The 2,841-nt window shown below is 68.6% G+C and carries 2 protein-coding genes; both read right to left on the bottom strand.

The annotated features are described in order from the left end of the window. On the bottom strand, positions 1 to 1,202 hold a 1,202-nt coding region (locus V6M49_RS18460), incomplete at its 3' end, for a beta-ketoacyl-[acyl-carrier-protein] synthase family protein (protein ID WP_332762579.1). A 6-nt stretch (positions 1,203 to 1,208) separates the two neighbouring features. Further along, positions 1,209 to 2,822 (bottom strand): peptide chain release factor 3, encoded by a 1,614-nt coding sequence (locus V6M49_RS18465; RefSeq protein WP_332762580.1) that lies wholly within the window; start codon positions 2,820 to 2,822, stop codon positions 1,209 to 1,211. Positions 2,823 to 2,841: the final 19 nt, after the last annotated feature.

Consider the following 2,841-nt stretch of genomic DNA (forward strand, 5'->3'; position numbering starts at 1 on the left):
CTGTGTCCGCCGAAGCCAAAAGCGTTCACCAGGCCGGCGGGGGCGGAGCCGGCCGCCAGCGTGTGGGCATTTTCAGTGACGATGTTCAGGTTCACTTCGGGGTCCAGCGCCTCGACGTTCGCGGTTCCGGGGAGCTGTCCGGTTTGCAGGGCCTGGACCACCACAACCGCCGCGAGCGCACCGGCGCCGCCCAGGAGGTGGCCGGTGTGGCCCTTGGTGGACGTCACGGGCACGTCGGCACCGAAAATGGCGTTGATGGCCTGGGCTTCAAGCCGGTCCCCTACCGGGGTGGAGGTGGCGTGCGCATGGACGAAGCCGATCTCCGAAGCCTGCATTCCGGCCGACTCGAGGGCCTTCTGCATGACCCGCCGCTGCATGGCCGGGTCCGCCGCCACGATGTCGTTGGCGTCGGAGGTTACCGCCCCGCCGGCCACTGCGCCGAGGATGGCGGCGCCGCGCGCCAGGGCGTGGGCTTCACTCTCAAGCACCACAATGCCGGCGCCTTCCGCGAGGACAAAGCCGTCGCGGCCGCCGTCGAACGGGCGCGACGCGAGCTGGGGTTCGCCGTTGCGCGTGGAGAGTGCCCGGATCTGGGAGAAACCGGTGATCACCAGGTCGTTGACGGAAGCGTCCACGCCGCCGGCAATCACGACGTCGGCCGCGCCGGAGCGGATCATTTCGGCGCCCTGGACAATTGCTTCCGCGCCGGACGCGCAGGCGCTGACCGGGGTCCGGGCTCCGCCGCGGGCGCCGAGGTCAATGGAGACCCAGGCCGCGGGGCCGTTGACCATAAGGCGCGTGAGGGTGTGCGGCGAGACCCGGCGCGGGCCGCCGCTGGCGAGCGCACGGTGCTGTTCGAGGGTGGAGCCCAGGCCGCCATAGGCGGAGCCGATCACCACGGCGAACCGTTCGGGGTCGACGTCGGGCGCCCCGGCCTGCTGCCAAGCCTCGCGGGCAGCCACCAGCGCCAGTTGCCCGCACCGGTCCATCCGCTTCAGCTCGCGCGTGGTGAGGTGCTCCGAGAGATCGGCCGTGACCTGTCCGGCGATGCGCACGGGCAGTTGTTCCGCCCAGTCCTCGTCCAGTGCGGCGATGCCGGACTGTCCCGCCAGCAGGCCGGTCCAGGTTTCCGCCACAGAGGAGCCGAGCGGGTTGATGGTGCCGGCGCCGGTGATCAGCGCGCGGGGTTGGTCTGCAGGCATTGGACGCTACTTTGCGGGGTTGTGGGTGCCGATTGGCACCAGGGTCAGATCGGGGTGGTTCTTCTCGATCCGGCGCAGGGCCCAGACGTCGTTGAACAAGGCGAGGTATTCGCCGTCGGACCTCAACATCACCTCGGCGCCGGGCACGTTGGCCAGCGCGGGCATGGCGTCCGCCGTCGAAATCCTGGCGATGGAGTACGGCAGGCGTTCGAGCCGCATGGGGGCGCTGAAGTCATGCGCCATGCGGTCCTCCACCACCTCGAACTGCATGGGGCCGACGGCGGCAAGCACCGGCGCCTGGTCGCCGCGGACGTCGGAGCGGAGCACCTGGATGACGCCCTCGTGCTCGAGCTGCTCGATGCCGCGGCGGAACTGCTTGAACTTGCTGGGGTCCTTGGACCGGGCCACCTGGAAGTGTTCAGGGGCGAACAGCGGGATTGCCGGGTACTCCACCGCGCCTTCGAGGAAGAGGCTGTCGCCCACGCGAAGTGTGGAGGCGTTCACCAGGCCCACGACGTCGCCGGGGTAGGCCTCGTCGATGACCTCGCGTTCGCGGCCGAACACCTGCTGGGCGTACTTGGTGGCGAAGGACTTTCCGGTGCGGGTCTGGGTGACCACCATGCCGCGTTCAAAGACTCCGGAACAGACGCGGATGAAGGCGACGTGGTCGCGGTGGGCCTTGTTCATGCCGGCCTGGACCTTGAAGACAAAGCCGGAGAAGGACGATTCAACGGGGCGCGGGCTGCCCTCAACGTCGGGGCGGGGTGCGGCGTGCGGCGCGAAATCGACCAGGGCGTCCAGCAGTTCCTTCACGCCGAAGTTCAGGGCGGCGGAGCTGAACAGGATGGGGGTGGCGGTGCCCGCATGGAAGGCTTCGACGTCGAATTCGAGGTTGGACTCGATGACCAGCCCGGCTTCGTCCACGGCGTCGGTCCAGTTGCTGCCCTGCGTCTCCTCGGCCTCTTCCGGCGTGAAGTACTCGGTCAGCGCGATGTTGGCGCCGGAATTGTTGCGCTGGAAGCGGGCGAAGCGGTCCTGGCGGAGGTCCCAGACACCGCGGAAGTCACCGGAGATGCCCACGGCCCAGGTCAGCGGCATCGGCTGCAGGCCCGTGCGCTCAGTGAGCTCGTCCATCAGCGCCAGGGCGTCCAGGCCGGGCCGGTCCCACTTGTTGATCACGGTGATGATGGGCAGGTTGCGCGCCTTGCAGACCTCGAACAGCTTCATGGTCTGCGTTTCCAGGCCCTTGGCGGCGTCCACGAGCATCACTGCGCAGTCGACGGCGGCCAGGACCCGGTAGGTGTCCTCGGAGAAGTCCGCGTGGCCGGGGGTATCCAGCAGGTTGATGACGGTGTCCCGGTAGGAGAACTGCAGCGCGGCGGAGCTGATGGAGATGCCGCGGTCCTTCTCCATCTGCATCCAGTCCGAGACCGTTTCCTTGCGGTTGGCCTTGCCGCTGGAGGCCCCGGCGGTGCCGATCACCTTCGCGTGCAGTGCCAGCGCCTCGGTGAGGGTGGACTTGCCGGCGTCGGGGTGCGAAATGACAGCAAAGGTCCGACGCCGGGCCGCCTGTTTGTGAATCTCGTTGACCCGGGCGGGGCTAAGGACATCTTGGGACACGGTGCTACTTTCGCTGCGG

It is taken from the genome of Pseudarthrobacter sp. (genome assembly GCF_036675385.1).
Classification (GTDB): domain Bacteria; phylum Actinomycetota; class Actinomycetes; order Actinomycetales; family Micrococcaceae; genus Arthrobacter.